Genomic DNA, 25,408 nt, shown 5'->3' on the forward strand with positions numbered 1-25,408 from the left:
GTGTGCTCCTAACCGTCAATGTCGCTGTACTGCGAGTACACGCGCGACTTCTTGGCGCGCTCGCGTCGGTCCAGCTCAAACGTCACGGCGCGTGCCACGGCCTGTTCGTCCATGCCTGGCGCGGCGTTCACCGTGATGTTGTTGGTGGTGGCCGTAGGGCCGGCCGTGCGGGGTGCAAATTTCAGCGGCTCGGTCTCGCCAATGAGCCGCAGCGCGTTCCCGCCAGCAACGGCCGGCATCGGCTGCATGCCCGCGGCCATACCCAAGCCGGCCGCAGCCGCTGGGGTCGTGCCGCCGGTGCTGCCGAACAGCTGCGAAGCCAGCCGGAGCACCGGCAGGTAGTCGGCCATCTTGATGATTTTGGCCAGGATGCCGCCCAGCACCTCGCCCACCAGCTGCCCCTTGCTGGCAAAGCCGTCGAGGGCCTGCTGAGATGCCTGCACGGGCGCCACCAGCGCGGTGAACCACTGCCATGCCTGGCCCAGCCAGCCCACCAGCGTGCTGCCCATCTGCAGCAGCGGCCCCATCTGCGACAACACCGGCGCGAGCCCGTTGCCCAGGCCTTCCCACATGCCGCCCAGGAAGGCCTTGATCGGCCCCCAGTATTTGTAGATCAGCAGGGCCGCCACGGCGATGGCCGCCACGGCCGCAATCACCGGCCCGCCCGCCGCCAGCATGGCCAGCAGGCCGCCGCGCACGAACACCAGCGCGGCCTGCGCGGCAATGCGCAGCCCACCGGCCAGCGGCCCCGCGGCGGCCAGCCCCAGGCGAGCAAACACGAACCGCACCAGCATCACCTTGCCGGCCACCAGCGCCAGCGGCACCAGCAGGAACCCCAGCGCCGCGGTCAGCGCGGACAGCGCCACCACGGCACCCAGCACCCAGCCCACCAGCGTGGCGTGCCGCTGCACAAACCCGGTGAAGGCCTCCACCAGCGGATTCACCACGCGCATCAGGCGTATGAGTGCCGGCGCCAGCGCTTCGCCTGCGGTGGCGCTCAAGTTGAACGCGCGGTTCTTGGCCATTTGCCACTGCGCCGACAGCGTGGCGTTGCGTGCCGCGGCCTCGCGGGCCATGGAGCCTTGCGCGCCTTTGCCGTTGGCCAGCTCCAGCTGGCGCGCCAGTTCCTCCGGCTTGTCCACCAGCTTGGCCAGCGTGTCGGAGTGCTCCAGGCCCACCAGCTCCACCATCACGCCGATGCGCTGGTCCGCCGGCAGCTTGCCGATGGCGGCAACCACCTTGTTCAGCGTGGCCATGGCATCGGTGGCCATGCCCTTTTGCACGGCCTCAGTGGACAGGCCCAGCTCCGCCATGGCGGCCTTGAATTTCTTGGTGCCCTTCGTCGCCGCTGCGAACTTCTGCACGATGGCGTTGGCGGCGGTGCTCGCCGTTTCCGCGCGCTCGCCCAGCGTCAGCAGCGTGGAGCCCAGGGCGGCGGCGTCCTGCGCCTTCATGGCCACGGTGGACACCACGCCGCTGGTGCGGTTCAGAAAGTCGATGATGTCCGCGCCCTTGCTGATGGCGTTGTCATCCAGGTAGTTGATGGCATCGGCCAGCCCGCGAATCTGCGTCAGCGGAATCTTGAAGTTCTTGGCCACCTTGCCCATGGACTCGGTGACTTGGTCCGGCACCGCGTCGAACGCGGTGGCCATCTCGCTGGCCAGCAGGGTGAACTCTTTCAGCTCGCCCGTGGGCACCTCCATGCGTGCCGCGGCCGTCATCATGGCCGTGATTTCGGTGGTGGCCAGCGGTATCTGTCCGCTCAGGGCGCGCACGTCGCGCTCGGCCTGGCGGTACACCTCGGTCAGCTGCCCAATTTCGTTGCGCGCGCCAGGCACCTGCCGCGCAATGCCCAGCATCGCGTCCTCGTGCTTTGAGTAGTTGGCCACCGGCCCCAGGCCGATTTCCACGCCGCGTCGGCCCGCCGCCTGCATGGCCACGCCCGTGGCAGCGGCCATGCCGGTGTGCATCATGGCCTTGGCATGCTTGTCGCGCAGTTCCTGCAGGTGCCGCTGCTGCGCGGCCAGGCGCTGCAGCTCGGCCCGCTGCTTGCCCATGGCGGCCGTGGCCCCGTCGATTTCGGCTTTCAGGCGTGCCTGCGCGGTGCCCAGGTTGCCGGTAACCCCCATGGCATTGAGCGCGGCCCGCGCCTTGACGGCCGCCGCCTTCTGCACTTCCAGTGCGTCCGCCAGCTTGCGCACCCCGTTTTCCTCGCGCTTGAGCTGCGCGGCCGTGGCCGTGCCGCCGGCGCGCATGCCGTCGAGCAATGCCTGCTTGACCTTGAGCGCGTTGTTCAGGCGCGCCAGCTCTGCCGCCTGTTTCTGCACGTTGCCCACGGCGGCCTGCTGGTCGTTCAGCTCCTTGAGGCGGTCGCGGGCGGCCTTGAGTGCGCGGGCGGTTTCGTTGCTGGCACCGCTGATGCGCTTCATCGGCGCGAGCACGCGCTCGGCCATGTCCAGCACCACGCGCAGGCGCAGTTGGTCAGCCATGGCGCGCCCCTCGGGCGGCCGGGGCGCGCAGGGTCAGCGGGTGGGGGCGGTTTCGGCCAGCAGCGCTTCGGCTTCGGCCAGGTCGGCAGCGCGCTGCGGGGCCAGCACCGCGTCGCGGTACAGCATCCAGAAGTACACGGGCAGCAGCAGCAGCCACAGGCCCGACAGGACCAGGGCAGCAATGAGCGCGGACTTCAAAACGGTGGGCATGGGTCATTCTTGCACATCCAATGGCGCGGGCGGGTAGGGGGTCAGCCCTGGCGCTCGTAGCGCTCGCGCGCCCGATCGCACCAGTCCATCAGCTCGGCCACGCTCATGGGGTCCATGTCGGCCGGCCGCCAATGGAACACCAGGGCCAGGTCGGCCATGGCGTCCTCTACGCGGTTTGGAAGCCCTCCCGTTGCGCCTTCGGTACCAAAAAACCCACCACCTCCGAACCCAGCGCCACCAAGTCGGCGGGGTCCATGGCGTCCACTTCCTGGCGCAGCAGGGGCGGCTCGGTCACACGGGGCAGCAGGGTTTGCAGTGCCGTCACGTTCATTTGCAAGACTTCGACAAGCGACAGGCCGCGCAGGGCGCCCGCGTTGGGCTTGCGCACCTGCACATGCGTGATGGTCTGGCCGCCGCGCTGGATGGGGGTGTCCAGTAGGATGCCCATGGGGATGCGTGGGGCCGTGAAGGCGACAGCGGGTGCCGTGGGATCGATGGTGGTGTTCGTTTTCATGGTCTGGTTTCCTTGCCCATTGGGAAATTGATTGGGGCGATTGGGGGAAGGGAGCGGCCCCGAAGGGCCAGCGGATGGGGGGCGGCGTCAGACGCCCAGGGCGGCGCGCACTTCGGCTAGGCGGTCCACGCCGTTGACCATTTCGACCATGTTCACGGCGTCGATTTCGATCAGCGTTTCGCCGTTGATCGACAGCTTGTAGTAGCTCAGTGCGGCCTTGTATTTGATGGCCGTCGCCTCGCCGGCCTTGGTGTTGCCGGGGTCGATTTCTTGGAACCGGCCGCGCATCACCACTTCCATGGCGTCCACGCTTTCGCTGTCGTCGCCCTGCAGCGCACCGGCAAAGCGCAGCAGCACGCCATCGTGGCGCAGCGTGCCCCAGCTGGTGAACAGCTCTTTCATGTAGCCCGCGGCGGTCAGTTCGGCTTCCAGGCCTTCCATGCCAAAGTCGGCCTTCACCGGGGCGTTCATGCCCCCGCTGCGGTAATCCTCCATCTTGCGGGCCAGCTTGGGCAGGCTCACTTCAGGCATTTCGCCCACAAAGCTGGTGCCATCCACAAAGGTGGCAAAGTTCTTGATCTTGCGGGGCAGTCCCATGGTGTTCTCCTGTGGTCAATCGGTCGGTGCGGTGGTGCCTTACTCGCCGGTGCCCACGCGCAGGGCGAAGTCGGCGTAGTAGCGGTCGGTAATGCGCTGCTGGAAGGTGAGGTCTTCCAGCGGTGGCACGGGCGTGTAGTCGTAATCCAGCGTCAACTTGCCGTTCTTGAGCGTGGCCGACACGTTGACCTCTTCGTCGTACCAGGCCTGGCCGTTCAGGATGTATCCCAGGTTTTTCAGCTCGCGGAACTTGGCGTTGATGCCTTCCAGAATGTCTTTCACCAGGCTGGGGTGCAGCGGCTTGTCCACCGCCCAGAAGTGGCCCTCGGCCATGGTGTCGGCCAGGATTTGCGCGGTTCGCGTGGCGCTCTCAAAGGCGAACAGCTCGTCGGTGGCGCAGGTGCGCGAACCCCAGAAGCGAAAGCCTTGGTTGCGAATCAGTGTGGTGATGCCGGCCGCGTTCAGCAGGCCCGCGTCGGTGTCGGGGTTCTGCAAGTCCCAGAACACATCCTTGTCGATGCCCAGCACGCCGTTCATGGGCACGTTGGAAAGCGTCTTGTGCCAACCCTGTTCCGCGTCGATCTTTGCGCGCAGGCCCATGGCATAGGCCACCGGCGACACGTCCACGATGGCGCCCGTGCCGGGCGTGGCCACCTTCAACCGTGGCCAGATCAGCATCAGCTCCCGGGCGTCGAAGTTCTGGCGGTAGTCCATCACCTCGGACACGTCCTCGCCGTGGCCCTCGGCGTACACGAACGCGCGCAGCTTCTGCGCCACGGCCACCAGAGCGGTGGTTACCGCCTGGGTGTCCAGGCCGGGCGCGCCCAGCACGCGCGGTTGCACGCCCAGCTTGGCCTTGGCGGCCAGCAAGGCCTGCATGCCGGTGTACTGCGAGCCCACGGCCGTGCCGATGACTTTGCCGTTCTGGTCGGCTTCCTTGGCGGCCTCGTCGGCGCCTGCGCCCGGCTCCACGCGCACCACCACCACGATGGGGCGGGCTTGTTCGCGGATGGCCGTCAGGGCGCCCACCAGGGTGCCCTGGGTGCCCGCCTTGGCAATGGCGGCGTCCACCTTGGTGACCAACACCGGGGTGTTGATCGGGAACGCGGTGGCGTCCGCGTCGGGCGCCGTGACGATCAGGCCCAGCACGGCCGTGCTGATGATGCGAATGTTGCGCTGGCCTTCGTTGATTTCGACAACGCGCACGCCGTGGTGGTAGTTTGCTTGGGTAGCCATGGGGTTCTCCTGTGGATGGTTGGGTCAGTTGCGAAGGTCGGCTGGCTGCTGCAGCCGGCGCCGTTCCGATTCGTAGGCGCGGGCGCAGTGGTTCGGGTCGAAGAACAGCAGCCCGTCGATGGCGTCTGCCGTCCAGCCCCACCAGCGGTGCCCCTTCACGCGCATGCGGTGCGCGCGGCTGGATAGCGTTTCGTCGGGCGCGCCGGCCAGCAGCACGTTCGCCAGCTGGTCCATGGCGATGGCGAGATTCAAGGCCCAGGCTTTCATGGCAGTTCCTCCGGCTGCACCGAAGCGCCCAGGATTTCTGCCGCGCGGCCGGGCGCAATCAGGCCCATGGCCTCCATGCCTTGGACGCCTTCCACCGTGGTGGCGTCGGCCAGGTCGATGAAGCTGGCGGCGGCTTGGTCCGCCAGGGTGGCGCGCAGCAGGGCGGCCTGTTGGCGCTGGGCGTCCGGCTGGTCGGCGCGGTCCACCGCGGCCCACTCGATGCCGGCCCGCTCTTGGATCGTGAAGCGGCGGCGGAATGCCAGCACGGAAACCTTGCTCTGCGCGGCCAGGGCCGGCGATTCGTCCCATTCGCCGGTGTCCGCGTTGTGCACCTTTCCCAGCACGCCCAGGTCGTAGGCGTCCAGGGGCACAAGGTCCGGCCCCTCCAATTCAGATGCCGCCTGTGTGACGGCGAAGGCGCGTCGTGCGCTGTCCACTTGTGCGTAGAAGAACATGGCTATTTCCACTCCGTGAGTTCCCACGCCGTGATGCTTGACTCAGCTTCTGCGCTTCGACGGATCACCGTTACCTGCGTTGGGGAAGTGAGTTCCATCCGGTGGGCCGATGACCCGCCGGTCGAACCCAGTGGGCGCAGTTCTGCCTTGTTCATTACGACCGCCGATATGGTCGCGGTGGCGGTTAAGCCGCTTCCGTTGATCGTGATGGTCCCGCGCTGCACGGACTTGATGCCCTGTCCCGTGATGGCGGCCAACACTTCGGCGGCCTTGGCGTTCACCGCTGCCAGCAGCTCGGCCAGCTTGGTGGTGGCGAATTCGCGGAACAGGCGCACCGCGTCGAGAGTGATTGCTTCGAACATCAGGCTTGCTCCTCGGTTGCTGCAATGGACTTGAGGCCGTTGGCGTCGTAGGTCAGCGTCTCCACGCGGGTGCGGCCGTCATAGGTGGTCGTGACAGTTCCCACGCGGCCCTGCGCGTCGTACCCCAGGGTCTGCACGGCGGGCTTGCCTGCCACCGTGCAGGTGACGGTGGCCAGGCGGCCCTGGGCGTCGCGGGTCAGCACCAGCGCGCTGGGACCGTTGGCCGGCCCAAGCCCAAGGTGGGCAGGCTGCAGCGTGACAATGGGGCCTGCCTGGCCGTTCACGCTTGCCACCTTGCCGTCCTGCAAGGCGGCAACCGCGGCTTCCAGGGCGTCGAGGTCGGCGCCCACGGTCGCCATGGCCGCGTCCAGCTGTGTTTTCGTGGCCAGGTCGCCCACGTTGCCCACGGCCGCCTCCAGCTCGTCGCGTCGCTGGCGCAGTTGCACCATCATGGCGTTCACTTCCGCCATAGATGGACCCACCAGCGTGTCGATACGGGCCAGCCCGAACTGGGTCAGCTCATCAACCACGCTTTGCAGGTCTGCCCGGCGTTCCTCAAGGTCTGCAATGCGCGCGTCAATGTCCCCAAAGATGGGGTTGAAGTAGTCCTGGGACAGCGGCGTTTCGCCGTCCCTCATGCGGTATTTTTCAAACCGTGTTGGCATGGCGTCCTCGTTACAGCGCCAGGTCGTAACGCTCGGCCACATGCCAGGGGTGGGCGCCCGTCACGCCCGCGCCGTCGATGCGGATGCGGTACGCGCCGGTGGTTGCGGCCAGGGCGAAGCGGAACTCGCGCCAGCGGCTGCGGCCGTCCACCACCTCGTCGCGGAACGATGCCGCGGCCACGGTGGCCCCGCCAACGATCAGCCGGCAGTCCACGGTGTGGCCCTGGGCAGCGTCGAAGTCTTCCAGCAGCAGGCGCACGCGGATGGTCTTGGACGGCGTTGCCAGCACGCGGTCGGTGCTGATGTGCACGAATGCGGCGCCGCGGCGGCGCACCGTCACCTGGGCGGTGGCGGGCCGCACTGCGGGCATCAGGTCTTGCGTGCCGATGAACACCGCGCGCAGGGGCACCAGCGCCGCGCTGCCGAACGCGGGCGCCGTGTCGGGCGTGACGGGGCGCCACAGGCCGCCGGTCTGGTATTCCCACACCAGGCGACAGCCTGCGGGCACGGCGCTGTCGTAGAGCATGTCCAGCTCTTGCACGCCGCCGGCGAGCTGCAGCGGCTGCATCTGCACCACGGCGCGCGGCGATTTGAACCGCGCGAAGTTCAGGCGCAGCATCAAGTCGCGCTCGGCCGCCTGCGTGAAGTAGGCGCCGTCCTGGGTGTACATCAGGATGCCCTGGGTGTATTCCGTCCCCTCGGTGAATCCCACGCGGTGGCCCGCGCCGGTCACCAGCGCCACGGCGTAGCGCTTGCCGGCCTCCACCAGCAACGGGTCAGGCAGGGCGACTTTCAGCCAGCCGGCCGTGACGGCACCCGGCGCCAGGGTGGCGCGGGACAGCACCTTTTCCATATCGGGCTGGCCCAGTGCGGCCTCGGTCACCAGCACGGTGAGGCCGCCGGCCGCGTCGGCGCTGGTGACAAAGATTTCCGCGCTGGTGAGCCAGCCGGTTTGCGCCATCAGCACGGTTTGCGCGAGCACGGAACCTTGCACCACGTAGTTGCTTGTCACCATGTCCCAATAGGGTTCCTCCCAGCGGTCCACCCACACGCGCGTCACGCGCAGCATCTGGTGGTCGGTGGTCGCGCGGTTGCGGTCGGCCGGGTCCACCGTCCACACCTCGTCGCCGCGGCGCAGGATGCCGGTCACCGGGTCATAGGTGCCGCTTTTCCAGAACGCGGAGTTGGTGCAGTACGTGAGTGTTTCGCCGGTGCGCACGCGCTCGCGGCTCAGGGTCTTCTGCACCGCGTTGAGGGTCTGGTACTGGTATTGATTGATGGCCAGCTCGCCGGCTCGCGTCTCCATGCGCAGCCGCGTCACTTCGTCGTAGGCTGGCAGCATCAGCCCGGCACCGCTGGTGCGGGCCTCGGGGTCCATGGGGTTGAGCAGCGACAGGGCGCCGGTTTGCTGGGCGACGATGGCGGGGCGGATGCCCTCGAACGTGCTTGCGCTGTAGGCCGCGTGTGCCGTGTCGCTCTCGTCGGCGTCAAGGAAGTGGTCGCCGCCGTAAAAAACGTAGTCGTCGGGGATTTCCATGCGCTCTTTGATCTTTGCCATGTCCACGCCCAGCTGCGCGACGTGCTCCAGGCTGGCGCGCGTGGCCAGGTCCGAAGCCAGGCCCGCGATGTCGCTCATGATGTGGGCGATACGCGGCTCGGCCGCCAGAATCCAGCCCTCGGCAGTGCGCAGCCGCGCGTCCACACGCTGCAGGTTGGGCAGGCGGCGGCCCTCGGCGAGCACCACCTCTTGCACGCCGGTGGGCGATAGGCGCACATGGGCGATCAGCGTGTAGCCGGTGGGCGGCTCCGGGCGCTCGGGGGTGGGCGACTCCAGGCCCTGGGCGATGTGCACGGTTGCCACGCGGCGGCGCTGCATGGCCACGGCCTCGGGCTCCACCTCGCGGGTCTGCAGGTCGATGAGGAAGTCGCGCGGCTGAATGTCGGTGTCCTCTTCTGCGCCGAACACACTCACGGCCACCCACTTCTGGTCCTGCAGGGGCAGCATTGCAAACACCGATTGCACCTGCGCGGCGTCGAGCGCAAACACCTTGCCCGTGGGGCCGTCATACAGCCGGCCGGTGGCGATCTCCAGCTCGGTGGCGCTGCGCGCGGACACCGTAAGCCCGACAAACTGGCGCTCGGCCGTGACGGCGTCCGACACGATGTGCCGGCGCGCATCGTCGCCCCACGTCTGCGTGTTGTTGAGGTCGGCGGCCTGCAGCTCTTGCCGGTCGCGGTAGATGACTTGTTTTTCCATGGGGTTAGCTCCGGTTGATGGTCTGGCCGGCGAGCACGGCGCCGGCTTTGTGGATGCGGCTGGCGCGGGCGGTGGCGTGTAGGCGGGTGCGCACCAGCACCTTGTCGTGCGCGGCGCGCGCCCAGTCCAGCGCGTCAAGAACAGGCGCGATGCGCTCGCGGGCGTCTCCGGCCGACAGCGCGGCGCGCATGGCGGTGCCGGCCATTGCAAAGGGCTGGCTGCGGGCTGGCATGCGCACATGGGCCAGCGCCACAAAGGGCGGGCTGCTCAGGCGGGTAAATCCCAGGTACGCGGGGCCGTGCTTGGGCACGTTGGCCACGGCCGGGTCGTGCAGGCGGATGCGGGCGTACATGCGCCGGGCGCTGTCGCTGCGCACGGTGAAGCCAGCAAGCCCGCCAAGGGGTAGGCCGGCGCACAGCACATGCGGGCGCGGCGCGCGCTCGGCCACCGGCTCGGCGTCTGGCGACAGGGGCGCGATGGATGGCGACATTTGCTTGAGCGTGAGCAGCTGCACCCGCTCGCGGTAGGCCACGGTTTGCACGCGCCAATAGCGGGTCGGCGCATCGGCGCGGCTCATCACGCCCGCCAGCGGCTGGCCCAGATGCTGGCCGCGGGCCACGGCACGGCGGGCCAGGTCCACGGTGGCGGTGCGGTCCTGCGCCATGTCGGTCCAGCCGTGGGTGGTGAGCGGCTGCACCTGGCCGGTGGGGTAGCGGATTTCCGCGCGCACCGCGCTGCGGGCCATGGCGCTGGTGCGGGCTGGCGGCTCGTCCTGGGCGCCCATGTAGCCGCTGCCCAGCATCAGGCCTTCGCACGGTGCCCGCTCGCGCTGGCTGTAGATACGCATTTCCGGGTGGGCCGACAGCCATGCGGCCCGGCTTTCGGCGTCCCAGTAGCCCAGGAAGGTTTTGGCGGGGGGCATTTCCAGGCGCTCGATGCGCGCTCCGGCCAGGCGGGCCAGCTCGCGCAGGCCGCGCGGGGTGCCGATGAGGGCATGCAAACGCGGACTGGCCTTGATGACGGCGCGCCGCTCGGCCTCGCCCTCGGGCCATACGGGCACGTCTTCGGCCAGGCCCAGGTGCGGCAGCAGGTGCGCCGGGATGCGCGCGGGGTCTTGCAGTGTGGACAGGGCAGCGTCGCCCACGGTCCACGGCCCCACGGTAGAGGATGCCGCGCGCTCCAGGGGCGTGGCGTTGGGCGGCAGCAGGTGGTGGCGCTCAGTCATGGCGCGCCTGGGGTATGACGGTGATGGACGTGATGACGGGCACTTCACCGGCGCCGGCCGCAATGTCGGCGGCGGGCGTGGCCAGCACCGCGTCGCGGATGCCCTCGCCCATGAGCGCTGCCACGATGGCGGCGCGTGTCAGGTCCACCCGAAAGGCGGTGCGCAGGCCCAGCTGGCGCACGCGCTGCGCGGCAGCAGCGGCCAGCACGGCGCCATCGGGGCCAGGCGGGTGCACCAGGGTGGCGGCCACGGCCAGCGGCAGGATGCGCGCGGCCGTCACGTCCACATCCACCGTCAGGGGGCGCACGTCCTCGGCCAGCAGGGCGGCTTCGGTCTGGCCTACGATGGCATCGCCTGGCACGGCCACGCGCCAGCACATGGCGTTTGCGCCGGCCTCTGGGTGGTCGCCAAACAGGGCGCGGCCGATGGCCTGCTGCTGTGCGTCGACGTCTGCCACTGGCGCGGCCACGCGGGCGAGCAGGGAGACTTTGACGCGGCCGGGGCGGTCTGCCCACACATCCACCTGGCGCACGTCCACCGACACCGAAAGGGCGCGCAAGCGCCAGCTGGTGGGACTGCCGGCGGCCGACAGGGCGTGGTAGCCCATTAGCACGCGCTCTTGCAGGCGCTCATCGTCTTCACCCGGCAGGCGCGCCAGGTCGTAGCGCGCGGCCAGATTGTCCAGATCGGTGCCCACGGCCCAGCCCAGCATGACGGCGCTGGCGGCATCGTTGATGCGGGCGCGGATCACCAGCTCGCGGTAGGCGGCAACCTGCAGCAGTTTGATAAGCGGCTCGCTTTCGAGGTCGATCACCTCGGCGGCGGGCGGGTACAGGCGCAGCAGATCGGCGCGCAGGCTGGCCAGCACGTTTTCGTAGTCGAGGGCTTCGACCACGGCAGGGCGGGGCAGGGCGGACAGGTCGAGATTGTTCATACGGCGCGGCCTGTCACAGACACGTTCAGGGACAGCGGACCGACACGGCCGCGCTGGTCGTAGGTGCCGTGCAGGCGAAACAGCACGGCGCCGGGGCGGTCGGCCTCGCGCAGTGATTCGATGCGCGACAGGCGAAAGCGTGGTTCCCAGCGCATCAGCGCACTGGCCACCGCGGCATAGACGCGCACCTGGGTGGCCAGGTTGTCGGGGTGGTCGATCAGCTCGGGCACCAGCGAGCCGTATTCGCGGCGCATGACGCGCGAGCCGATGGGTGTGGTGAGAATGTCGCCCAGGGACTGGCGCAGGTGCTCCAGCCCGGTGATGGATTGGCCGGTGGTGCGGTTCATTTCTTGGGCGGGTCAGTTTCGTCGCCGCCGCGCTTCACTGCGGGGTGGACGTGCTTGGTCAGGCTGACTTCCCCGGCGATCACGTCCGGTGTGACGCGCAGGCCTTCGCGGTTGAGCGTGGCGGTTGCGCCACCCACGCTCAGCGTGATTTCGTGCTCCTTGATGGTGATGCTGGAGCCCATGCACTGGATCGTGATGGAAGCCATGGCTTCCAGGCGAAAGTTCCCGTTGATGGCGTCGTGCTCCATGTAGGCGCCGCCGCCAAAGTCCATGCGGAACATGGCCGGGCTGTCGCCGTTCTGAGGCATCTTGTCGCTGAAAGCGCCCGGCATCACCATGGCGTTGTTCAGGTCGCCGCCTGGCGCGAGCATCAGCACCTGCTCGCCTTTGACCGGCGGCCACCACACCGAACCGGCGGCGCCGCCCGCGCGGCCAGCTACCCAAGGTAGCCATCCGGTGAGGATGTCGCCACAGCGAACGCGGCACCGCGCAGGCTTGGTGGTGCGCACTTCCTCGATGGTGCCCACGCGCGCCACGTTCTCCAGGCGGCGCAGGATTTCAAAGGGCGACTCGGGTTGATCTACGGGGCGGTCCATGCGTTTGATGGTGCCCGCGCGTGCGTGAGAAAGCACGCGGTTTGCCCTGTGTGCGCGATGCACACATTCAGCAGATCAGCCCCCGGCCAAGTGCGACAGCAGGCGGTCCTGCAGGCGCTTTGTGAAGTCGTCGGAAGTGCCCAGCAGCGGGCGCGCCGGGTAGTCGTATTCCGGCCCGCCAGGTTTCACGCTGTCGCGCAGACCGAAGTGGTGCACGCGGGCGATGCGCTCGGTGCGGCCTGCGAAGCCCACCACCGCGTCGCCGCCTTCGACCTGGGCGCGCAGGTGCTTGGCGCCGGCCAGCTTGGTGAACATGCTCTGCGCCTTGGGCTTGCGCAGCTGCCCGCGCTGGTCGCGCAGCGCGTTCTTGCGGGGCGCCCAGGCCTCGCCGTCAGGTCCGTGCTGTGCCCGGATGGTGGCCGCGTTCTCGCGGCGCAGCTCTCTGGCAATGTCGAGGGCCAGTTTGCGGCGCTCGGCATCGGTCAGGCGATCCAGCAGGGGTTGCAGCCAGCCTTCGAGCTGCATGAAGTCGTCGGCCATCGGTCAACCTTCCCCACGCTGGCGGGCTCGCACCCAGCGGCGCCAGCGGCCCCGCACGCGCTGGTAGCCCTCCCACAGCAGAAAGCAGGCTGTGAACAGGTATTTCATCGTGGGGCGTATTCCCACTCGGCCAGCAGCTCGTCGCGCAGGTACACCTCCCAGTGCTCGGCCTGCAGGATCGCCAGCGGTGGCGGTGGTTCTTTGGGGTGGATCAGGTCCATCGCCCCCGCAGGGCCGTTTGCACGTGGGCGCGCGATGACACGCTCGGTCAGTTCCAGATCAATCTGCAGGTCGATGGCCTTGGCGTTCAGATACTCAGCCTCGAAGCGGATTGCGCGAGCGCGCTTTGCTGGATCGTCGAAGACCTCCGGCTGGTTTCGCTTCATCCACTCCACCAGGGGCGCCATTACCGCGTCGGCATGGCCCGCATAGTCCAGCAGCAGCGCGCGCAGGGTGTAGGCGTACTCAAACGACAGCGAGTCGGTGCCGGTGTGGATGATTCGGCCGCCGGTGATGAAGATGGCCAGCTTCTGCGGGTCTTTCTGGACGGCCGGCAGGGCCTTGGTCAGCGTCTCGCGCAGGCTACTCGGCTTTTCCATTTTGGGCGGCCTCGATCATGGTGCGGGCGCTGTCGTAGGCGCGCTCGCAGGCGAGCCCACGGGCGCGGGCGGTGTCAGCAACGTGCGCGAGTTCTCCCGCTCTGTCGTCTGCGCGTCGGAGCATGTCGGCAAGCAGATCGGCGGGGGCGGCGTCTGGCGCGCACTGGCCGGCAGCGGCGCGAGCCTGGGCGGCGGCACGGTGCTGGGTGAGGTAGTCGGCAAGGTCGCGCTGCAACCGGTTGCGAGCAGCGACAGCGCGAGCGCGGCCCGCATCAGCCGCAGCGATGGCGGCCTGTGCCGCGGTGTCGGTTTGGGCGATTTCATCACGGTGGGTGTCTCCCAGCTTTCGGTAGCGTTCGGATGTGGCAAGGGCGCTGCGGTCGGCGCTGGCACGCTCGGTTTGCAAGGTGGCGTCGGTGTTTGCGGCTTCGAGCTGGGCTTCGGCCAGGCGTAGGGTCTGCTTCACCACGGCGAAGCCCAGGCCCAGTGCCAGGGCGATGGCGGTGTATTTCCAGGCGTTGGCGCGCAGGGTGGTCAGCATTCGCGCCCCCTGGCGGTCGCACGGCATTGATTGACTTCTCTGGCGCGCGCTGCAGCGTGCACCAGTTCTTCGGCCACGGCCTCGGCATCGCCTGGGGCCATGGCGATGACAAGGTTTGCACCAGGCGCCTGATAGCAGATTTCGACCCGCGCGGGACCTGTCGTCTGGCGTGTGATTCTCGGACGCGCGGTAATCACAAACACCTCGCGGTTGAGGGTGGCCAGCCGCTCGTTTTGCGTGTCATGGCTCATTGCATCGCCATGCACTTGGCATGCCTCGTTTGCTGGCGCGTCCACACACCTTTGCAGCCCTTTGGCCCCCAGTTCTGTGGCAAGCGGCAGTCGCGGCCGGCCTGAAAGCGCCACAGCAGCAGCGCCTGGCAGGCGCCCACATAGTCGCCGCGCAGCAGCCAGGTGCGTGGGGAATTGGGCTTGCGCCAGTTGCCGATCCCGAACTGGCCCACGAAGTCCAGATAGAAGTCGTACTCACCGGGGTAAAGCAGCACACCGGGCAGGCTGGCCTTGAAACGGGCTTCTTCCTCGCTGTGCAGGTTGCGCGCCAGCTGCTCGGCCCGCTGGCGGGTGATGGGCGGGTCGGTCAGGCGCACGGCCGTGCCGTCCTCGTACCGGGTGGACCCGTGGCCGATGGTGGGCACGTCGCCCGCCGTGGGCACGTAGGGGTGGTGCAACACGGCACCATCGGCGCGCACGCTGGTGTGGCCGTCGCCTTCGCTGGCCGTCCATGTGGCAAAGCCGGCGGCCGACAGTGACAGCAGCGCTACGGCGATGCGCTGGCGGGTGCTGGTGGTCATTTCGGCACCTCGCATGCGTTGAGCTTGGCTTTGCGGTCTTCGCGTTCGTTGTGCCACTTCCAGGCCAAGTACGCGATTTGCAGCACCAGATAGATGCAGGTCAGGGTGGTGATAGGGCTCAGGGTGAAGAAGCCGCCGTCTTGTTTCGCCGCTACGGCAACGGGTGGCGATGCCTTCATGGCCTCCACGCCCACGGCCTTGGCGATGTTGCTCGGGGTGTCGCTCATGGTGGTTCAGTCCCACAGATTGATGGTTTGTTTTTGGGTTCGTTTTGGCGGGACAACGATTTGCACCACGGTGCCGGCCGGCAGACGCGCCCCCAGCTTGGCCAGGCCTGGGTTTGCGGCCAAGGTGGCCTCCACCACCTCGGCCGTGCTGCCCGTTGTGCGGCGGCACAGCTCGTCCAGCATTTCGTGCTGCTGTGCAATGGCGCGCATCAGATCAGCTCCACGGTGGTGCGCGGCCGGCCCAGCAGGTCGGAGATTGCCCACCGGAGCTTGCGGCGGTGTTCGTCCACCTTGGCTTCGATGCGCTCGCGTATGCGCTCTGTTTTGCTGTCGTTGTGCGGCGTGGTGTCGATTTCTCGGTACGCCTCGGCCAGATCGGCCTGCACATGGGCGTGGATGGCGCGCAGGTAGCGGCCAGCCTGGCGGCCGTCGCCGGCATCCGCCAGCGATTCCACGCCCTGGGCGAGCTGGTCGGCCTTGTATGTGCGCAGCTCTGCATTCACCGCGTCGATGGCGCCCTCGATGGCTTCGGCCAGGCGCGCCGCCGTCACGGTGCCGTCCAGCAGGCAGGCCTCGCGGACCTTGGGCGCGTCGATTGCAGGAAACCACGGGTCGTTTTCGACCTGGGCGTCTTCGGCTTCGATGGGCGGATTGGCGGTGGCGACAAAACTCACGGGCGGGCCTCGGGGCGGTGGGAATAGGTCGGCGGTGGTCCGGGTGCTTTGGCCGATGGGCTTGCGCCCTTGGTCGCGGCACCCGGAGCCGCCGGGGTGCGGGGTACGCTCAGTCGGTGCCGGTGGCCGCCTTGATGCGGCGCTCCAGGCGTTCCATGTCTTTTTTCACGCCCACCTGCGCGAACAGTTCGTGGGCACGCTGCAGCTTCTCCATGGCCAGGCGGGCTTTACTTTCGTCCAGCGTGGTGAAGTCGGGCTCATTGGTCGGCGTCTTGCCGATCAAGGCATAGCCGATGGCCTTGTAGAGCTTGGCGCGGGCTTGGTCCGGTGCGTCGTGGTCTGCCGTGAGCTGGTCCACCTCAGCGAGCACGCGCAGGGCCTCGTCGCCCACCAGCTGCCCCTTGGCCGCAGCGGTGGCGATTTCGTCAATCAGCAGCGTTGGCAGCGTGCGGTTGTACTGGTCGGGCAGCACCAGGCCATGGGCGAGCGCATAGGCGGCAATCTCCAGCCCGCGCGCCCAGTTGCCCGTGTCGAGGTGCCACACCAGCACGGTGGTCAGCACCATGTCGTGGCCACCCTGGCCACCTTCCAGCGCGCCGGTCACGTAGTCCTCGAAGTCGGGCAGCATCTTGCGCTTGGCTTCGATCTTGCGCTCGGTGCTCTGTATGGTTTTCAGGGTGCGCTTGTGCTCGGCCAGCTGGGCGAGCATCAGCTCGTAGGCGCTGCCCCGCACTTCGTCGCCGGGGCCGGCGGCCTTCGCCGCCAGCTCGGCCAGCACGCGCAGCTTGTGGCGCTTTGCCGGAGTGGTCATGGTGATGGGCTCCAGGCTTAGGCCACCAACACGATGTTTTCCAGCAGCGCCGCGCGGTCGTTGTCTTCCACCACGTAGGCGTCGTTCGAGCTTTCGTAGTTCTCCACGCGGTCGCGCTTGGGGTTTTCTTCCATGCGGCGGCGGCGGGCGCCTTCTTGCCAGTACAGCGACAGGTTGTCGAAAGTCGTCACCAACATGGCGGCGGGCGGGAAGTAGGGCACCGTGGCCGCTTGCAGGCCGCCCACGCGTTTCTGGCTGATGACGATGTCGGCCGCCAGGGTTTCGCTGGGCGCTTGGTTCACGTTGACCATCGGGAAATACTTGTCGGCCAGCAGCTCGCGGCCCAGGATGACCACCAAATCGGGGTCTTGCTGATACCAGGGAGCCAGCAGGCCGATGGCGTCATACACGGCCGCGTCGAGGTTCTTGTAGTCATTGCCCGCGCCGGCGCCGATCTTGATAACGCCAGCGGTAGCGCCCCCGCTCATCACGTTCTCGGGTGCGTCTTCGCGCAGGTGCTGCAGCCAGCCCTTGTTCACGTCCTGCAGCAGCGGGTTGGCGGCCAGGTCGGTGTTGGCGGCAATGCTGGTGCCGTTGAAGCCGATCATGATGCGGTCGAGGGCCTGGCGGCGCAGGATGGCCATGGCCACCAGGGTCTGGAAGTTCTTGAACTTGGCCCAGGCGTCCAGCTTTTGATACTTGATGTGCGTGTCGAAGTTGGTTTGCACGCACTGGTAGCCCTTGCTGTCCAGCGTGGACACGTCGCGCGTTTGTCGGTCGGCGTTGTCGGTGTTGGTGCGGCTTGCCACCGGGCCAGACATACCCAGGCCCAACTTTGCGCCCTGGGCTTCCACCACGGGCGTCATGTTGATCTTGCTAAGGAAGTCGCTGGACTCCTGCATTTTGGTTTCCAGCACTTGCTGGATGGATGGGGCCACGTTGAATTGCTTGGCCACATCGGCCACGCCGTTCAGGCGGGCGATTTGGGACAGCAGGGCGTTGAACACATTGCGGGTTTCGTTGCGCATTTTTTGGCTTCCTGATGGGTGAATTGATGGCGGTTCTTCGGTGTCGTGCGTGGTGGGCGTCTCGGCTTAGAACTGGGTCAGTTCCACGCCGTTGCCACCAGCCGCCGGCGGGCGCTGGGTGTGGTTGCCGCTGGGTGTGTTCTCCAAGGCCTTGGCCAGCTCGTCGTGCTTGGTCTGCAGCGCTGCAAAGTCTTTGGCCAGCTTGGCATGGTCTTTTGCCAGTGCGTCGTGGGCTGCGTTCTGGTTTTCCGCCAGCTGCGCGAACTGCTCGAAGCCGGCCAGCACTTCTTCAAAGCGCGCGTCGTCGGTCTGGCCCTTTTTCTTGAACTTGCCCAGCAGGCCTTTCAGCGCTTCGGAGAACTTGCCGGCGCTGGTGTCGGTGTCGTCGCTTTCCTCGAAGTGCAGCTCGGCTTCCACCGCTTCGCTGAACAGGATGGCCTCGTTTTCTTTGCGGCCGGCAAATGGGCTGGCCTTGGGGTTCTGCGCCGCGAAGGTCAGCACATCGGTGCCCAGGCTCGCGGGGCTGTCGGTGACGCCCAGGCCCGTCATGTACGCCTCGCCGGTGTCGGCAAAGCTCGGGTTCACCTCGATGCTGGTGTAAATCTTCTGCTTGGCCTTGGTCATGGCCACCAGCTCGGGCAGCGGTTCGATTTGCGCGAACAGTGCCAGCTTGCCCCCGTCCACCTCGCGGGCTTCGAGCGCTTTCACATCGCCGTAGGCTTTGAACAGGCCATCGGGTGCGATGCCTCGGTAGTGTTCCAGCCAGACGCGGGCGCCGTACTTCGCGGGGTCGAAGTTCTTGGCCATCTGCTGAATCCACTTTTTCTCGATGGCGCGGCCATCAGTGGTTGCGCCTTCGGTAGCGACACGGAAAAAACGCGATTTGGTTGCCATGGGTTGCGGTTCCTTGAACGGTGGTGGTCGAAGTAGCCGCCATCGTCCCGCCGTCGCGCGAGCCCAGCAATCAATGCCGCCTGTGTGCGGCAAAGGCACATTTGAAAGGGTCGGAAAGCGTGTAGTGCTTCACAGACGGGCGGCAGAAACTCGCCCCATGGCTTCCCCAACGCTCGCGCCCGCGCTTCCTTTTTCCACCGTTCCTGCCGATGGCCTGGCCGCGGACAAGCGCCGCGCCGCGCGGTACCTGTACTGGCAAGGCTGGCGCATTTCGAGCATTGCCGAATACATCAGGGAGCCGCGCAGCACGGTGCAGGGCTGGAAGGATGCCGAAGAGTGGGACAAGGCGCAACCGGCCCAGCGCGTGGAAGCCGCGCTCGAAACCCGGCTGGTGCAGCTGGTGATGAAGGACCACAAAACGGGTGGCGACTTCAAAGAGATTGACCTGCTGGGCCGGCAGATTGAGCGCCTGGCCCGCGTGCAGAAGTACGGTGAAACGGGCAAGGAGTCGGACCTCAACCCGGCCATCAAGGCACGCAACGACAAGCCCAAGCGCCGACAGGAGCGCAACCACTTCACGGAGGAACAGCACGAAAAGCTGCTCGATGCGTTCCGTGATTCGCTGTTCGACTATCAGAAGGTGTGGTTTCGCAATAGCGAGCTGCGCACGCGCTTCATTCTCAAGTCGCGGCAGATTGGGGCCACTTGGTACTTTGCCCGCGAAGCCCTGGCCGATGCCATCGCCACGGGCCGCAATCAGATTTTCCTCAGTGCATCGAAGGCCCAGGCGCACATTTTCAAACAGTACATCGTGGCCTTTGCAAAGGAGGCTTGCGACTTGGAACTGTCGGGCGATCCAATCGTTTTGAGCAACGGCGCCACGCTGTATTTCTTGGGCACCAATGCACTGACGGCCCAGGGTTACCACGGCAATTTCTATTTTGACGAGTGCTTCTGGACGCGCAAATTCACAGAGCTGAACAAGGTGGCCAGCGGCATGGCCATGCACAAGCACTGGCGCAAAACCTACTTTTCCACGCCGTCCAGCATCCAGCACGAGGCCTTCGCGCTGTGGTCTGGCGACCGCTTCAACAAGAAGCGGCCGAAGGACGAGCGCATCACGCTGGACCTGTCGCACGACAGGCTCGCCGGTGGCTTCACAGGTGAAGACAAGATTTGGCGGCAAATCGTCACCATCGTGGACGCCATGCGCGGCGGCTGCAACCTGTTCGACATTGACGAGCTGCGGCTGGAGTACAGCGCGGAGGAATTCGAGAACCTGCTGATGTGCGGTTTCCTCGATGACAGCTACAGCGTGTTTCCGCTGGCAGAGCTGCAGCGCTGCATGGTGGACAGCTGGGAGGCCTGGGCCGATGTGAAGCCGCTCGGCATGCGCCCTTTCGGATGGCGCCCGGTGTGGGTCGGCTATGACCCCAGCCATACGGGCGACAGCGCCGGCTTGGTGGTGCTGGCCCCACCGGCAGAGCCTGGCGGGAAGTTCCGCGTTTTGGAGCGCCACCAGTTCCGTGGGCTGGACTTCGAGGCCCAGGCCGAAGCCATCAAGAAGGTGACGGAGCGCTTCAACGTGCAGCACATCGGCATCGACACCACGGGCATCGGGCAGGGCGTCTTTCAGCTGGTGAAGCAGTTTTTCCCAGCCGCGCGGGCCTATCAGTACAGCGTGGACGTGAAAACCCGGCTGGTGCTGAAAGCAAAAAGCGTCATCAGCAAAGGCCGGCTGGAGTTTGACGCGGGCGCGGTTGATCTTGCCCAGGCCTTCATGGCCATCAAAAAGGTGCTTACCACCAGCGGTCGCCAGGCCACCTATGACGCCGGCCGCAACAACGAAACAGGCCACGCCGACTTGGCGTGGGCCTGCATGCACGCCATGGACTTCGAGCCGCTGGAAGGCGCGAGCGAAGCCACCACCTCTGTTCTGGAGTTTTCCTGATGCCCAAGCGCACCCCACGCCGCGCAGCTGCGCCGGCCTTTTCCAACACCGTGCCCGCACCAGCTGCGGCCACCGGTTCGGCCCTGTCCAATGTCTCCCAGGCCAGCGCCCAGGCGTTCACCTTTGGTGACCCGGTGCCGGTGCTGGACGGCCGCGAGATTCTGGACTACTGCGAGGCCTGGCTGAATGGCAAGTGGTACGAGCCGCCCATCAGCTGGGAAGGCCTGGCGCGGTCGTTTCGTGCCGCCACGCACCACGCGAGCGCGCTCTATTTCAAGCGCAACGTGCTGGCGTCCACCTTCGTGCCGCACCGGCTTTTGAGCCGTGACACCTTCGGCAAATTCGCGTTGGATTTCCTCACCTTCGGGAATGCCTATTTGGAGCGCACGCCGAACATACTGGGGCGTGACCTGGGCTTGCGTCACAGCTTGGCCAAGTACATGCGCCGGGGCCAGGCGCTGGACACCTACTACTTTGTGCAGGGCTTCGGGAAGGAACACGAATTCAAGCCGGGGAGCGTTTTTCACCTGATTGAACCGGACATCAATCAGGAGGTGTACGGGTTGCCCGAATACCTCTCTACGCTGCAGGCGGCCTGGCTTAACGAATCGGCCACCCTGTTTCGTCGCAAGTATTACAACAACGGGAGCCACGCCGGCTTCATCCTCTACATGACGGACCCGGCCCAGGCCCAGGGCGATGTGGACGCGCTGCGCGAAGCCATGCGCAACGCGAAGGGGCCGGGTAATTTCCGCAACCTGTTCATGTATTCGCCCAACGGCAAGAAGGACGGCATTCAGGTGCTGCCCATCAGCGAAGTGGCCGCAAAGGACGACTTCACCAGCATCAAAAACGTGAGCCGGGACGATGTTCTGGCGGCCCACCGGGTGCCGCCCCAACTGATGGGCATCGTTCCGGGCAATACCGGCGGCTTCGGTGCGGTGAAGCCCGCGGCCGAAGTGTTCGCGCGCAACGAGCTGGAGCCGCTGCAGGCGCGCTTCAAGGCCTTGAACGAATGGTTCGGGGAAGAACTGGTGCGCTTTGCCCCCTATGTCATCGAAGGCAGGGAGGATGGCGCTACAAAATAAATAGCTGCTCGCGCTTGTTGTTCAAGCGCTTGGAGTGAATTTCACTCAAAAAAAAAGACAGGGCGAATGTGAAGGGTGCTGTCACACCCAACGCAAACCCCTCCGCCGTGATTGCCCACGGCATTGGCCCGCGGCCCCGTCACCTGTGCACAGGCGGGACGCATCTTAGGCGATGCCGACACCATGGAAGAAATCCGCTGCGGCCACTGCGCGCGAAAGCTCGCAGAGGCCGTGTTTGAACAGATCGCAATCAAGTGCCCGCGCTGCGGGACTATGAACCACCTGCGGGCCTTGAGCCCCTCACGCGAGCGCCTGGGAGCGCCTTCACCTATGACACATGAAGACTCCCGAAACCTCGAAGGCATCCCAGGCAACCCACGCACCCCAGTGCCTCAAGATAGGCAACGCCACCATCTACCGGGGCGACAGCGTGCGGCTACTGCAGCAGCTCGGCCTGCAGGTTGACGCGCTTGTGACCGATCCGCCGTACAGCAGCGGCGGCATGGTGCGCGGTGACCGCATGCAATCCACCGCTGCCAAGTACGTGCAGAGCGGGCACGCCCTCACGGCCGCCCACAACCTCAATTTTTCCGGCGACAACCGGGACGGCCGCAGCTGGGCCTTTTGGGTCAGCTGCTGGGTGTCGCTGGTGCGCCAGGCGCTGCGGCCTGGCGGTTATGCCATGGTGTTCACCGACTGGCGCCAGCTGCCCGCGTTGACCGATGCTTTCCAGGCCGGTGGGCTGGTGTGGCGCGGCCTCATTCCCTGGGACAAAACCGAAGCATCACGCGCCCCGCACAAGGGCTACTTTCGCCACCAGGCGGAATATGTGGTGTGGGGTTCCAACGGCCCCCTGGCCATCGCAGAGCATGGCGGCCCGTGGCCAGGTGTCGTGCGCGAGCGCGTGGACCACCGGGCCAAGTTCCACATGACGGGCAAGCCGGTGGACCTGATGAAGCAGCTGTGCCAGGCCGTGCCGCCCGGTGGTGTCATCCTTGACCCGTTCATGGGCTCAGGGTCCACCGGCGTGGCGGCTCTGGAGCTGGGCTACCAGTTCATCGGGATTGAGCAGGACCAGCACTACTTCGACATAGCGGCCACCCGCCTGGCCAGCGTGGCCACCGAACCACAGGGCCGCGCCGCCTAACCCCCATACCGAAGCACAAAGGCCACCCATCCGGTGGCCTTTTTTGCGCCCGTACAGCGCCGCAGGCCCCGGCACATACCCACCCATGCGCCTGCGCCGTGCTTCCCCTCCACGGCCCTTCCTTAGCCCTCGCCGCAGCCTTCCCAGCCCCACGCGCCCGCCCATCCATGCCCAGGCACCCCGGCAAGGCGCGGCGCGCAGTCGAGACCCCGCCCCGCCCCCGGTCTTAATGGCCCGGTTTTGACGGCACTGCCGGCGCCAAGCATCGCAAGGCCTGGCGCGGCCTTGCCGCAGGTTTTCAACTCGTTTCAGATGACGAAAAATCACGGCTTTTGCCCTACGCCCGCGCAACCGGCACATCCTCCCACCGCGTCGTGTAGTGCGGTGTGCGCCGCTCCTGTTTCATCCCCCACTCCCTGGGCGCCTTGCTGCCCCCGCCGGTGGCCGCTGAGTGCACGGTCCCTTTCCCATACCGCGTGTTGAGCGCGTCGATGGCTTCCATCAAGCGGCTGCGGTCGCGGTGGTCCTCATCTTCCAGGTCCAGCTCGGCCTGCTGCACGCTGGCGGGCACCAGGTCCAGCAGCATCACCCCCGCCTTGGCCATCTTGTAGCCCGGCTCGTACATGCGGCGCATGCCGGCCGCCGCCGCCCACACCAGCTTGGCGGTGTCGGCCGTAGGCCGGCGCAGAGGCACCACCACCGACTTGTTGAAGCGAGGGCCGGGCCGGAACGGCGAAGTGTGGCAAAGCACCAGCAGCTGGCTGGCCAGGCTGCCCTGCTTGCGCAGCTTCTCCGCCGCGCGGCTGGCGAACTCGCTCACGGCCTCCACCATCGGCGGCAGGTCCGTGATGGCGGTGCCAAAGGCCCGCGTGCAGGCGATTTCCTTTTTGGGCGCTGGCGCATCGTCCAGCGCAATGCACGGCATGCCCTGCAGCTCGCGCACCGTGCGCTCCAGCACCACGCTCCAGCGCCGCCGCACGGTGGCCGGGTCCAGCCGGGCCAGGTCCAGCACGGTATGCACGTCCCCCTCATGCAATTGCGCGGCGATCCGGCGGCCCACCCCCCAAACGTCTTCCACCGGCGTGGCGGCCAGCACATCGTCCAGATCCTGGGCGGGCAGGGTGGTCAGGTTGCACACCTGGGCCAGCTCGGCCGGGTAGCTTCCCGGCTTGCGCTCGGCAGTTTTGGCGATGTGGTTGGCCAGCTTGGCCAGCGTCTTGGTCTGCCCGATGCCCACCCCACACGGAATGCCCACCCATTGGAGGATGCGCTCGCGGATCACCCGCCCGCGCCGGGTCAGGTCGCCGCGCACGCCCTGCAGGCTCACGAAGCTCTCGTCAATCGAGTAGATCTCCTGCGTTGGCCCCAGGCCCGCCGCCAGGCTCATCATGCGGTCGCTCATGTCGCCGTACAGCGTGAAATTCGCGCTCAGCGCCACCAGGCCGTGCGTTTCCTCCATGTGGCGGATCTGAAACCACGGCGCCCCCATCCTGATGCCCAAGGCCTTGGCCTCATTGCTCCGGGCAATGGCGCAGCCGTCGTTGTTGCTCAGGACCACCACCGGGCGGCCGTTCAGAGACGGGCGAAACACCCGCTCGCAGCTGACGTAGAAATTGTTGCCATCGACCAGGGCGTACATTGGACTGCACTCGCGGCGCCCTCAGATCAGTTGGTGGCAAAAATCTTCACGCACCCACGCACCACGCCCCACACCTCAATGGTCTGGCTGTCTCGCGGCACGATGTCGGGGTAGGTGGGATTGGCCGCGCGCAGCTTGATGCGGCCGGCGCGCTGGTACAGGTATTTGACGGTGCACTCGCCGTCCACCAGGGCCACCACGATGCAGCCATGCTTGGGCCGGAGCGCACGGTCCACCGCGATGATGCTGCCATCCTCGATCCCGGCCTCACGCATCGAGTCGCCCCGCACGCGCCAGAAGTAGGTGGCCTGCGGGTGCTTCACCAGCAACTGCATGATGTCCAGCCGCTCCACCACAAAGTCATCGGCCGGCGATGGAAACCCCGCCCGCACGCTCACGCCGCACACTGGAAGAGCGAACGCCTGCGCTGCCGTGTCGTACGGCACAGGCATCGGGGAATCCAAGAAACTGTACATATTTACAGTGTATCCGATGCGGCGCAGAATGTGCCTCATGTGCACGTACTACGAGGTCCCCGGCCGGGAGCAGTTGGTGCTCCACTTTGGCGACTTGCCCGAGGAAGAATGGCGCGACAAGATGAGCCCGCTGTACCGCGGACCGTTCCTGCGGGCTGCGGGGGCAGGGCGCCGGCTGGTGGTGGGGCAGTGGGGCATGATCCCGCCGAACTCGGAAACCAGCGTCCCGCGGGGCAAGGATGGCAAGCGCCTGGCCACCGTCAATGCGCGGCGCGAGGGCATTGCCAAATCGTGGACCTACGGCGGCCCCTGGCGCAGGGGGCAGCGCTGCATCATCCCGGCGCAGCTGTACGTTGAGCCCTACTGGAAGGACAAGGTCCACACCGCCTGGCAATTTGCGCGTGCTGACGGGGAGCCTTGGGGTCTGGCGGGTCTTTGGAGCGAGTGGACCGACCCGGCGACGGGCGAAGTGCTGCCCAGCTACACCATGGTCACGCAGGTCTGCGACGCGCACCCGCTGCTCAAGCTGATGCACCGGCCCGACGAGAAACGGCCACCGCACATGCAGGACAAGCGCACCGTGGTGCCGCTGGAAAAGGGCGACTGGGATGCCTGGCTGCACGGAACCATTGAGCAGGCCGAGGCGCTGATTCAGCTGCCGCCGGTCGAGCTGTTTGTGCACGGGCCGAAAGAGCCCAACGCGAAGCACACGGCGTTGTCAGGCTTCCCTTCTTGAGGACTTGCAGCCTTACCTTAAGCGCCATCAGCTGCCATCGTTCAAACTTTGTTCCGCAAAACTTGGCATGCTCACGGGCTGGCGCGGGTTGC

At 66.8% G+C, this 25,408-nt stretch carries 32 protein-coding genes and 1 pseudogene; 5 read left to right on the top strand and 28 right to left on the bottom strand.

Features of this window, described 5'->3' with window-relative positions; translation table 11 throughout:
• Positions 1 to 8: 8 nt before the first annotated feature.
• The 26 genes from ACOYR3_RS11790 to ACOYR3_RS11915 all read right to left on the bottom strand — a co-directional run bounded on the left by ACOYR3_RS11790 (position 9) and on the right by ACOYR3_RS11915 (position 18,279).
• A complete protein-coding gene (locus ACOYR3_RS11790; protein WP_422842578.1) occupies positions 9 to 2,489 on the bottom strand; it encodes a phage tail tape measure protein in 2,481 nt (826 codons plus the stop codon).
• Positions 2,490 to 2,522: 33 nt separating this feature from the next.
• Complete coding sequence (locus tag ACOYR3_RS11795) at positions 2,523 to 2,699, bottom strand: hypothetical protein (RefSeq protein ID WP_422842579.1); 177 nt, start codon at positions 2,697 to 2,699, stop codon at positions 2,523 to 2,525.
• A 41-nt stretch (positions 2,700 to 2,740) separates the two neighbouring features.
• Positions 2,741 to 2,857 (bottom strand): GpE family phage tail protein, encoded by a 117-nt coding sequence (locus ACOYR3_RS11800; protein ID WP_422842580.1) that lies wholly within the window; start codon positions 2,855 to 2,857, stop codon positions 2,741 to 2,743.
• Positions 2,858 to 2,865: 8 nt separating this feature from the next.
• Positions 2,866 to 3,147 carry a phage tail assembly protein gene (locus tag ACOYR3_RS11805; protein ID WP_422846575.1) on the bottom strand — a complete coding sequence of 94 codons (282 nt, stop codon included), beginning with the start codon at positions 3,145 to 3,147 and terminating at the stop codon, positions 2,866 to 2,868.
• A gap of 153 nt (positions 3,148 to 3,300) precedes the next feature.
• On the bottom strand, positions 3,301 to 3,810 hold the full coding sequence (locus tag ACOYR3_RS11810; protein ID WP_422842581.1) for a phage major tail tube protein: 510 nt from the start codon (positions 3,808 to 3,810) through the stop codon (positions 3,301 to 3,303).
• A 39-nt stretch (positions 3,811 to 3,849) separates the two neighbouring features.
• Entirely contained in the window at positions 3,850 to 5,046 is a 1,197-nt protein-coding gene (locus ACOYR3_RS11815; RefSeq protein ID WP_422842582.1) for a phage tail sheath protein, read from the bottom strand.
• Positions 5,047 to 5,070: 24 nt separating this feature from the next.
• The gene (locus ACOYR3_RS11820; RefSeq protein ID WP_422842583.1) at positions 5,071 to 5,313 is read right to left on the bottom strand and encodes a hypothetical protein; all 243 of its coding nucleotides are present in this window, start codon (positions 5,311 to 5,313) and stop codon (positions 5,071 to 5,073) included.
• On the bottom strand, positions 5,310 to 5,768 hold the full coding sequence (locus ACOYR3_RS11825; protein ID WP_422842584.1) for a hypothetical protein: 459 nt from the start codon (positions 5,766 to 5,768) through the stop codon (positions 5,310 to 5,312). Before ACOYR3_RS11825 ends, ACOYR3_RS11820 begins: the two co-directional genes overlap by 4 nt.
• Before the next feature lie 2 nt (positions 5,769 to 5,770).
• Positions 5,771 to 6,130: a hypothetical protein gene (locus ACOYR3_RS11830; RefSeq protein WP_422842585.1), complete on the bottom strand. Its 360-nt coding sequence runs from the start codon at positions 6,128 to 6,130 to the stop codon at positions 5,771 to 5,773.
• Positions 6,130 to 6,795, bottom strand: coding sequence for a hypothetical protein (locus tag ACOYR3_RS11835; protein ID WP_422842586.1), 666 nt, complete (start codon positions 6,793 to 6,795; stop codon positions 6,130 to 6,132). The genes ACOYR3_RS11830 and ACOYR3_RS11835 overlap by 1 nt, the downstream gene beginning before the upstream one ends.
• Before the next feature lie 10 nt (positions 6,796 to 6,805).
• Complete coding sequence (locus tag ACOYR3_RS11840; RefSeq protein ID WP_422842587.1) at positions 6,806 to 9,052, bottom strand: hypothetical protein; 2,247 nt, start codon at positions 9,050 to 9,052, stop codon at positions 6,806 to 6,808.
• Between the two features lie 4 nt (positions 9,053 to 9,056).
• Positions 9,057 to 10,277, bottom strand: a complete 1,221-nt coding sequence (locus ACOYR3_RS11845) for a phage tail protein (protein ID WP_422842588.1) — start codon at positions 10,275 to 10,277, stop codon at positions 9,057 to 9,059.
• Positions 10,270 to 11,211, bottom strand: a complete 942-nt coding sequence (locus ACOYR3_RS11850) for a baseplate J/gp47 family protein (RefSeq protein ID WP_422842589.1) — start codon at positions 11,209 to 11,211, stop codon at positions 10,270 to 10,272. Before ACOYR3_RS11850 ends, ACOYR3_RS11845 begins: the two co-directional genes overlap by 8 nt.
• A complete protein-coding gene (locus ACOYR3_RS11855) occupies positions 11,208 to 11,558 on the bottom strand; it encodes a GPW/gp25 family protein (protein WP_422842590.1) in 351 nt (116 codons plus the stop codon). The genes ACOYR3_RS11850 and ACOYR3_RS11855 overlap by 4 nt, the downstream gene beginning before the upstream one ends.
• The gene (locus tag ACOYR3_RS11860) at positions 11,555 to 12,154 is read right to left on the bottom strand and encodes a phage baseplate assembly protein V (protein ID WP_422842591.1); all 600 of its coding nucleotides are present in this window, start codon (positions 12,152 to 12,154) and stop codon (positions 11,555 to 11,557) included. Before ACOYR3_RS11860 ends, ACOYR3_RS11855 begins: the two co-directional genes overlap by 4 nt.
• A gap of 75 nt (positions 12,155 to 12,229) precedes the next feature.
• Positions 12,230 to 12,694 (bottom strand): phage virion morphogenesis protein, encoded by a 465-nt coding sequence (locus tag ACOYR3_RS11865; protein ID WP_422842592.1) that lies wholly within the window; start codon positions 12,692 to 12,694, stop codon positions 12,230 to 12,232.
• A gap of 104 nt (positions 12,695 to 12,798) precedes the next feature.
• Positions 12,799 to 13,293, bottom strand: a complete 495-nt coding sequence (locus ACOYR3_RS11870) for a phage tail protein (protein WP_422842593.1) — start codon at positions 13,291 to 13,293, stop codon at positions 12,799 to 12,801.
• Positions 13,277 to 13,834: a DUF2514 family protein gene (locus ACOYR3_RS11875; RefSeq protein WP_422842594.1), complete on the bottom strand. Its 558-nt coding sequence runs from the start codon at positions 13,832 to 13,834 to the stop codon at positions 13,277 to 13,279. The genes ACOYR3_RS11870 and ACOYR3_RS11875 overlap by 17 nt, the downstream gene beginning before the upstream one ends.
• On the bottom strand, positions 13,828 to 14,085 hold the full coding sequence (locus ACOYR3_RS11880) for a hypothetical protein (protein ID WP_422842595.1): 258 nt from the start codon (positions 14,083 to 14,085) through the stop codon (positions 13,828 to 13,830). Before ACOYR3_RS11880 ends, ACOYR3_RS11875 begins: the two co-directional genes overlap by 7 nt.
• Positions 14,082 to 14,645 (bottom strand): glycoside hydrolase family protein, encoded by a 564-nt coding sequence (locus tag ACOYR3_RS11885; protein WP_422842596.1) that lies wholly within the window; start codon positions 14,643 to 14,645, stop codon positions 14,082 to 14,084. The genes ACOYR3_RS11880 and ACOYR3_RS11885 overlap by 4 nt, the downstream gene beginning before the upstream one ends.
• Positions 14,642 to 14,872: a hypothetical protein gene (locus ACOYR3_RS11890; protein ID WP_422842597.1), complete on the bottom strand. Its 231-nt coding sequence runs from the start codon at positions 14,870 to 14,872 to the stop codon at positions 14,642 to 14,644. The genes ACOYR3_RS11885 and ACOYR3_RS11890 overlap by 4 nt, the downstream gene beginning before the upstream one ends.
• 6 nt (positions 14,873 to 14,878) lie before the next feature.
• On the bottom strand, positions 14,879 to 15,082 hold the full coding sequence (locus ACOYR3_RS11895) for a tail protein X (RefSeq protein ID WP_422842598.1): 204 nt from the start codon (positions 15,080 to 15,082) through the stop codon (positions 14,879 to 14,881).
• On the bottom strand, positions 15,082 to 15,546 hold the full coding sequence (locus ACOYR3_RS11900) for a head completion/stabilization protein (protein WP_343734490.1): 465 nt from the start codon (positions 15,544 to 15,546) through the stop codon (positions 15,082 to 15,084). The genes ACOYR3_RS11895 and ACOYR3_RS11900 overlap by 1 nt, the downstream gene beginning before the upstream one ends.
• A gap of 109 nt (positions 15,547 to 15,655) precedes the next feature.
• Positions 15,656 to 16,357, bottom strand: coding sequence for a phage terminase small subunit (gene gpM / locus ACOYR3_RS11905; RefSeq protein ID WP_422842599.1), 702 nt, complete (start codon positions 16,355 to 16,357; stop codon positions 15,656 to 15,658).
• Between the two features lie 17 nt (positions 16,358 to 16,374).
• Positions 16,375 to 17,385, bottom strand: a complete 1,011-nt coding sequence (locus ACOYR3_RS11910) for a phage major capsid protein, P2 family (protein WP_422842600.1) — start codon at positions 17,383 to 17,385, stop codon at positions 16,375 to 16,377.
• A 66-nt stretch (positions 17,386 to 17,451) separates the two neighbouring features.
• A complete protein-coding gene (locus ACOYR3_RS11915; RefSeq protein ID WP_422842601.1) occupies positions 17,452 to 18,279 on the bottom strand; it encodes a GPO family capsid scaffolding protein in 828 nt (275 codons plus the stop codon).
• A 157-nt stretch (positions 18,280 to 18,436) separates the two neighbouring features.
• Between ACOYR3_RS11915 and ACOYR3_RS11920 the strand changes: the two genes are divergently transcribed.
• The 4 genes and pseudogenes from ACOYR3_RS11920 (at position 18,437) to ACOYR3_RS11935 (ending at position 22,465) form a co-directional block, all read left to right on the top strand.
• Positions 18,437 to 20,230, top strand: coding sequence for a terminase ATPase subunit family protein (locus ACOYR3_RS11920; protein ID WP_422846576.1), 1,794 nt, complete (start codon positions 18,437 to 18,439; stop codon positions 20,228 to 20,230).
• Positions 20,230 to 21,318: a phage portal protein gene (locus ACOYR3_RS11925; protein ID WP_422842602.1), complete on the top strand. Its 1,089-nt coding sequence runs from the start codon at positions 20,230 to 20,232 to the stop codon at positions 21,316 to 21,318. The genes ACOYR3_RS11920 and ACOYR3_RS11925 overlap by 1 nt, the downstream gene beginning before the upstream one ends.
• Positions 21,319 to 21,501: 183 nt before the next feature.
• A pseudogene (locus tag ACOYR3_RS11930) lies at positions 21,502 to 21,570 on the top strand (hypothetical protein); the annotation flags it as partial.
• 85 nt (positions 21,571 to 21,655) lie between these two features.
• Positions 21,656 to 22,465, top strand: a complete 810-nt coding sequence (locus ACOYR3_RS11935; RefSeq protein ID WP_422842603.1) for a DNA-methyltransferase — start codon at positions 21,656 to 21,658, stop codon at positions 22,463 to 22,465.
• Between the two features lie 337 nt (positions 22,466 to 22,802).
• Here ACOYR3_RS11935 and ACOYR3_RS11940 read toward each other — a convergent pair whose 3' ends face one another.
• Positions 22,803 to 24,104, bottom strand: coding sequence for a Y-family DNA polymerase (locus ACOYR3_RS11940; RefSeq protein ID WP_422842604.1), 1,302 nt, complete (start codon positions 24,102 to 24,104; stop codon positions 22,803 to 22,805).
• Between the two features lie 26 nt (positions 24,105 to 24,130).
• Complete coding sequence (locus ACOYR3_RS11945) at positions 24,131 to 24,580, bottom strand: LexA family protein (protein ID WP_422842605.1); 450 nt, start codon at positions 24,578 to 24,580, stop codon at positions 24,131 to 24,133.
• 37 nt (positions 24,581 to 24,617) lie between these two features.
• On the opposite strand from ACOYR3_RS11945, the gene ACOYR3_RS11950 reads away from it, so the two are divergent.
• Positions 24,618 to 25,316: an SOS response-associated peptidase gene (locus ACOYR3_RS11950; protein WP_422842606.1), complete on the top strand. Its 699-nt coding sequence runs from the start codon at positions 24,618 to 24,620 to the stop codon at positions 25,314 to 25,316.
• The last annotated feature ends 92 nt before the right edge of the window (positions 25,317 to 25,408 follow it).

Source organism: Acidovorax sp. M2(2025), from assembly GCF_049330835.1.
Taxonomy (GTDB): Bacteria; Pseudomonadota; Gammaproteobacteria; order Burkholderiales; family Burkholderiaceae_C; genus Acidovorax.